Annotated in this window: 5 protein-coding genes; all 5 read left to right on the forward strand. The window is 41.4% G+C overall.

Features of this window, described 5'->3' with window-relative positions; genetic code table 11:
• Positions 1 to 44 precede the first annotated feature (44 nt).
• Entirely contained in the window at positions 45 to 737 is a 693-nt protein-coding gene (locus BKL49_RS01730; RefSeq protein WP_077422915.1) for a cyclase family protein, read from the forward strand.
• A gap of 44 nt (positions 738 to 781) precedes the next feature.
• Complete coding sequence (locus tag BKL49_RS01735) at positions 782 to 2,578, forward strand: alpha/beta hydrolase (RefSeq protein ID WP_077422916.1); 1,797 nt, start codon at positions 782 to 784, stop codon at positions 2,576 to 2,578.
• A 66-nt stretch (positions 2,579 to 2,644) separates the two neighbouring features.
• Positions 2,645 to 3,751: a PucR family transcriptional regulator gene (locus BKL49_RS01740; RefSeq protein WP_077422917.1), complete on the forward strand. Its 1,107-nt coding sequence runs from the start codon at positions 2,645 to 2,647 to the stop codon at positions 3,749 to 3,751.
• Between the two features lie 119 nt (positions 3,752 to 3,870).
• The gene (locus tag BKL49_RS01745; protein ID WP_077422918.1) at positions 3,871 to 5,133 is read left to right on the forward strand and encodes a GntP family permease; all 1,263 of its coding nucleotides are present in this window, start codon (positions 3,871 to 3,873) and stop codon (positions 5,131 to 5,133) included.
• A gap of 14 nt (positions 5,134 to 5,147) precedes the next feature.
• Positions 5,148 to 6,278 (forward strand): glycerate kinase, encoded by a 1,131-nt coding sequence (locus BKL49_RS01750; protein WP_077422919.1) that lies wholly within the window; start codon positions 5,148 to 5,150, stop codon positions 6,276 to 6,278.
• Positions 6,279 to 6,517: the final 239 nt, after the last annotated feature.

The following is a 6,517-nucleotide window of genomic DNA, read 5'->3' on the forward strand; positions in this document are numbered from 1 at the left end:
TTAATTATCAGTAACTTATGGAATAATTAACAAGGAGAATAATTATGTTTATGTATCTATCACATCCTCTCGATCCTAAAGACTTGGTTTGGCCGGGAGAGCCAACAGTGAAAGTAACCCGTTGTACAGATGTCGTTAGTGATGATGCGCCGTTTAGTAGTTTTATGACGGAATTACCGAATCATTGCGGAACGCACATGGATGCCCCACGCCACTTTGTAAAAGATGGGCTAAGTATTAATGAATTACCGATTGGATATTTCTGCCATAAAAAAGCCGCTTTACTTGAAATTCCAAAAAGTGATGCAGAAGGTATTACGCAGGAGGACTTAGAACCTTATGCTGATATTTTAAAAAATGTTTCCTTTGCTTTTCTAAGAACCGGATTTGAAAGATATCGTAAGGAAGATCCTATTCGTTATCAAAATGAAGGTCCTTATATCGCAACAAGTGCGGGCAGATATTTGTCTGAAAATTTTCCTAATTTAAAAGGGGTTGGTATTGATTTTTTAGCGTTAGGATCGCCTTCGACAAAAGTACCGGAAGAAGAAAATCCTAGAAATTGTCATCGAGCAATTTTAGGTTATTACACGGGGAAATTTACCACGGTGATTGAAGATATGCATTTATCAGAATTGCCACAAAATGCCAACATTAAACAATTCTTTAATGCTCCATTAAGAATTGTCGGTTTGGATTCAAGCCAAGTAACTTGTATTGTTGAATTTTCCGAATAAAAGTATCAGAAATTTATTCGATATTAGATTAAGAGGTTAATAATATGACGAGAAAGAATTTTGCTTGGGGTGGTTTGTTTTTAGTTCTCACTCTTATCTGCACTTACATCGCATCTTTAATCGAACGAGATTTTGGTCGACTTGAGGTTTCTACCGTAACGTTTATGACAGAAGAAAAACAACCGATGGTTGCAAAATTGTATCGGCCATATTCCGCTACGGATAAAACGCCCAAACCCGGATTGTTAGCATTACATGGTTATCAGAGCGATAAAGAAGCAACAAATACTTTTGGGGCGCTGGAGCTAGCGAAACGTGGTTTCGTTGTTCTTGCGATTGATCATTTTGGGCATGGCTATTCAACGAAGTTACCGGCATCAAATAAAAATATGAGCGGTGCTAATAACGGTTATCAATATTTAAAATCTTTATCTTTTGTAGATAGTCAGCGGTTAGGTATTTTTGGTCATTCTACAGGCGCTTTAAATGCGATTCGTGTCGCTAAATTGAATCCAGATCACAAAGCGGTAAATGGTCAAAGTAGTAATGGTGGAGATCCTAGCCTACATAATTATTTACTTACGCAAGGATTGTATGAAGAAATAGGAGGATATCGTGAAAAATCTTTCCCTGTTAAAGACTTGGTTAAAAATGGTAATCGGTTGGAGGCGTTCTCATTAGCGGGAAATGATCGTTTACAATGGGATCATACGTATGGGAGTTTTACTGATGGTTCGGCAAGACGGGCCGCTTTAGTGGATGGAACGCATTTAGGCGTGATGATTTCGTCACATACCAATAAAGAAGCAATTTTATGGTTTAATCAAGCTTTACAACAGGGACAAAGAGACGCTGATTGGATTGCTCCTGAACAGCAGACATACTGGTATAAAGAATTCGCGGGATTGTTTGCATTATCTTTTGCTTTCATTTCTTCACTCTTTCTTGCTGCAGGATTATTACATCATCCTTATTTCTCTATAGTAACGCAATTGCCTTCAAGAAAAATTGAATTATCTTCAAGTAAATGGTTTAATTTTGCTCTATGCAATATCATAACAACCGTAATATTGTATCCACTATTTACTCAATGGGGCGGTGCTAATGAACCTATTGCATCGATAATTTCTTTTATGCCATTGGAAATGGGAAACGGGATCATATTATGGTTAACTATGAGTGCCGTTGTTAATTACATATTCTTCTTTATATGGTCTCGTAAAAAACATATTTCTTGGCAGAAATTAGGTATTTTAACTAACACATCTCGTATAACGACATCTCAATTAATTATACGTTATTGGATTTTAGCGGTTATATTAGTCGGTTATTTGTACTGTATTGCCTATCTCGCTCACTTTTGTTGGCAAGTCGAATTACGTTTTTTATGGCCGATATTTAAACCGCTTACGCAAGAGCGCTTTGTTTTATTCCCTATTTATTGGTTAATAATCCTATGCTTTTTCTATTCATTTAATGGATTGATTATAAATGTACAAATGCGTATGAAACATGCAAAAAATTTTACAATGAGCTTGATAAATTGGACGATAAAAACGAGCTTTTTCGCTGTCGGTGGATTGGTCATTTTATGGTTATTTCATTTTATACCTGATTTTATGCAATTCGGACCGGGATTTGATCTTGTTGGGCTTCCTCAATTTGGTGGCCGTTGGATGATGATGTTGTCTGTTATTATTCCACAATTTGTAGTATTAATTTTAATTAATCATTGGTGTTATTTAAAAACAGGATATGTGTATCTAGGTATCTTTTTTACCTCAATGTTAATGGCATGGATTATGGTTGGGGGGCAAGTTATAGGTCGTTTCCTTGCTTAAAGAAATATTGACGAATATCACCCCCCAATGTTCTCATATAACATTCATATGATTAGGTTACTTTTTATGCAACTTGATACCCTTATCGCGCAAAAGATTGTTCAACGTGCTATGAAAATTATCCATTATTCTGTGAATGTAATGGATCACGATGGGGTGATTATTGCCTCCGGCAATGTACAACGTTTAGGGCAGCGGCATACAGGGGCAGTGCTTGCCTTGCGGGAAAATCGGGTGGTGGAAGTGGATGAAACGCTGGCGAAAAAATGGAATTTTGAGGCACAGCCGGGGATTAATTTACCGATTCGCTATCTTGGCAAAAATCTTGGTGTGGTGGGGATTTCAGGCGAACCTTGCTTGGTGAAGCAATATGCGGAATTGGTGAAGATGACGGCGGAATTGATTGTAGAACAGCACGCATTATTAGAACAAGAACGCTGGCATCGGCGTTATAAAGAGGAATTTATTTTACAGTTGTTACGTGGCACTTTAAGTTGGAAAGAAATGGAACAGCAGGCGAAATTTTTCTCTTTTGATTTGAATAAATCGCGTGTGGCGATCTTGATTAAACTGTTACAGCCAACCCCTGAGAGTTTGCAACATTTGATTAATTATTTGGAACAGCCCGAATTTGATCAAGAAGTAGCAATTCTATCCCTCGATCAAGTGGTGGTATTAAAATCTTGTCAAATTTCGACCGCACTTTTGTCGCAGGTGAAAGCCTTACTGCCCTCTGATTATATCAAGCAAAATTATAAAATTGCCGTGGGCGCGACTTTAAATATCCCCCTGTCAGAACAACTCCCCCTTTCTTTTGAAAGTGCGCAAAGCACCTTGGCTTACGGATTAAAACATCATCCACGAAAAAACATCTATTGTTTTGATGAATATCGTTTACCCGTGTTATTAAGCGGTTTATCCGCTTCTTGGCAGGGTCGGGAATTGTTAAAACCCATTTCATCACTTTTTACGGAACAAAACGGCACACTCTATAAAACATTACAACAATATTTTTTATCAAATTGTGATCTACATCTCGCTGCCGAAAAATTGTTTATTCATCCCAATACACTACGTTATCGGCTTTCTAAAATCGAGCAATTAACCGGCTTATCTTTCAATAAGATAGAAGATGAATTGAATCTATATCTCGGCACATTACTTGAACATTAATTTGTATTTTTAAACAAAGTGCGGTCATTTTTGAACGCATTTTTTGTTTATTTCAATAAAGCTATTTTTTCTTTGTCGCGGAATAATCACTTTGTTTTTTATTTTAGAGGAGAGAAAAAATGACGACAGTATCGGCTTTGGGCGCATTGGTGGCGTTAATCGTAGCCATCTTCCTGATTTTAAAGAAAGTGTCGCCCGCTTACGGAATGTTGTTGGGGGCATTAATAGGCGGGTTGATCGGCGGTGCGGATTTATCGCAAACGGTCAGTTTAATGATTGGCGGTGCGCAGGGGATTACCACCGCCGTAATGCGTATTTTAGCCGCCGGTGTGTTGGCGGGCGTGTTGATTGAATCCGGTGCGGCAAATTCCATTGCGGAAACTATTACCAACAAACTGGGTGAAGCCCGTGCATTGCTTGCTTTAGCCTTGGCAACAATGATTTTAACGGCGGTAGGCGTGTTTGTGGACGTGGCGGTGATCACCGTATCGCCGATTGCCCTTGCTTTGGCACGCCGTACGGATTTATCCAAACCGGCGATTTTATTGGCAATGATTGGCGGTGGTAAAGCCGGCAACATTATGTCGCCCAATCCAAATGCGATTGCCGCAGCCGATACCTTTCATTTGCCGCTTACTTCGGTGATGATGGCAGGCGTGATTCCGGCAATTTTCGGATTAATACTAACCTATATTTTAGCCAAACGCTTAATCAATAAAGGTTCAAAAGTGACGGATAAAGAAGTGGTGGCGGTAGAAAGCCAACATTTACCGACATTTTCGACCGCACTTGTTGCGCCACTAGTGGCGATTTTGTTACTTGCCCTTCGCCCGTTGTTTGACATTAAAGTTGATCCACTGATCGCCTTGCCGTTAGGCGGTTTAATCGGTGCGCTTTGTATGGGGAAATTACGCCAAGCGAATACCTATGCGATAAGTGGTTTAGGCAAAATGGCACCGGTTGCGATTATGTTGCTCGGTACGGGAGCATTAGCAGGCATTATTGCCAATTCGGGCTTAAAAGATGTGTTGATTCAAGGTTTGGAACATTCCGGTTTGCCTTCTTACATTCTTGCCCCGATTTCCGGTGCGTTGATGTCCTTGGCGACTGCGTCCACCACGGCAGGCACAGCGGTGGCTTCTAATGTATTTAGCAGCACATTGCTTGAACTTGGCGTGAGCGGTTTAGCCGGCGCGGCAATGATTCACGCAGGGGCGACCGTGTTTGACCATATGCCACACGGTTCATTTTTCCACGCCACAGGCGGTAGCGTGAATATGGAAATGAAAGAACGTTTAAAACTTATTCCTTACGAAAGTGCGGTCGGTTTGATTATGACGATAGTATCCACCCTCATTTTCGGCGTATTTAACTTATTCTAATCAAGGAGTTCAAAATGAAAATTGTGATTGCCCCCGATTCTTTTAAAGAAAGTTTGACCGCACTTGAAGTGGCAACGGCGATTGAAACAGGCTTTAAACGTGTTTTCCCTGAGGCGGAATATGTAAAATTACCGATGGCGGACGGCGGCGAAGGCACGGTTCAATCTTTGGTGGACGCCACCCAAGGCAAACTCATTGAATGTGAAGTTACCGCCCCTTTAGGCAATAAAGTAAAAAGTTTTTTGGGTTTATCGGGGGACGGCAAAACCGCGATGATTGAAATGGCGGCGGCTTCAGGGCTGCATTTAGTGCCACCTGAAAAACGCAATCCATTGCTGACCACCAGTTATGGCACAGGTGAGTTGATTAAACAGGCACTCGATCTCGGTGTGGAAAAAATCATTCTCGGCATTGGCGGCAGTGCGACCAATGATGGCGGCGTAGGAATGTTACAAGCCTTGGGCTTACAATGTTTGGATAGTCAGGGAAATCAGATTCCTTTTGGCGGTGCTTTCCTTGCGGATATTGCCCAAATTGATGTTCGACAGTTGGATTCCCGCCTGCACAAGGTGCATATTGAAGTGGCGTGCGATGTGAATAACCCTCTTTGTGGGGAACGGGGGGCGTCTGCCGTCTTCGGGCCGCAAAAAGGTGCAACGCCGGAAATGGTCAACCAACTTGATGCCGCCTTGGCACATTTCGCCAACATTGCCGAACGTGATTGTGGCAAACAAATTCAACACAAGGCTGGTGCGGGGGCGGCAGGCGGTATGGGCGGCGGATTGCTCCTCTTACCGAACGTACAACTCAAAGCAGGCGTGCAAATTGTGTTGGATACCTTACACCTTGCCGATTATGTGAAAGATGCCGACTATGTGATTACCGGTGAAGGCAGAATGGACGCACAAAGCATTATGGGGAAAACCCCCATCGGCGTTGCCCGCACCGCAAAACGGTTCAACAAACCGGTTATCGCTATCGTGGGTTGTTTGCGTGAAGATTATAACGTGGTTTTCGACCACGGCATTGACGCGGTTTTCCCGATTATTCGTCAATTAGGCGACTTACCCGATATTCTTAAACAAGGCGAACAAAACCTGATTTCCGCCGCACAAAATGTGGCGAGAGTATTGGCGTTGAAGTGAGCGTTTAGATAAAAGTTAGGTTGAAATTTGGGGTGAACACAGTTGCTCCCAAAAGAATATAGATTTTGCTTTATGCATTTATTACTATCCATAAAAGGCACAAAGTGCGGTCATTTTTGACTGTACTTTATATTCGATTTGAGTCAGGTAAACGCTACCCATCTGAAACCGAATTAAACGCAATGGGTAAAACGATGTCAAAACGGCGTCATCTTTAAGCAATGAATTATCAACTTGAT

Source organism: Rodentibacter myodis, from assembly GCF_001999305.1.
GTDB lineage: Bacteria > Pseudomonadota > Gammaproteobacteria > Enterobacterales > Pasteurellaceae > Rodentibacter > Rodentibacter myodis.

Coding starts and splice junctions, on each gene's coding strand:
- BKL49_RS01730 (WP_077422915.1), top strand. CDS start 45: ATGTTTATGTATCTATCACATCCTCTCGATCCTAAAGACTTGGTTTGG.
- BKL49_RS01735 (WP_077422916.1), top strand. CDS start 782: ATGACGAGAAAGAATTTTGCTTGGGGTGGTTTGTTTTTAGTTCTCACT.
- BKL49_RS01740 (WP_077422917.1), top strand. CDS start 2,645: ATGCAACTTGATACCCTTATCGCGCAAAAGATTGTTCAACGTGCTATG.
- BKL49_RS01745 (WP_077422918.1), top strand. CDS start 3,871: ATGACGACAGTATCGGCTTTGGGCGCATTGGTGGCGTTAATCGTAGCC.
- BKL49_RS01750 (WP_077422919.1), top strand. CDS start 5,148: ATGAAAATTGTGATTGCCCCCGATTCTTTTAAAGAAAGTTTGACCGCA.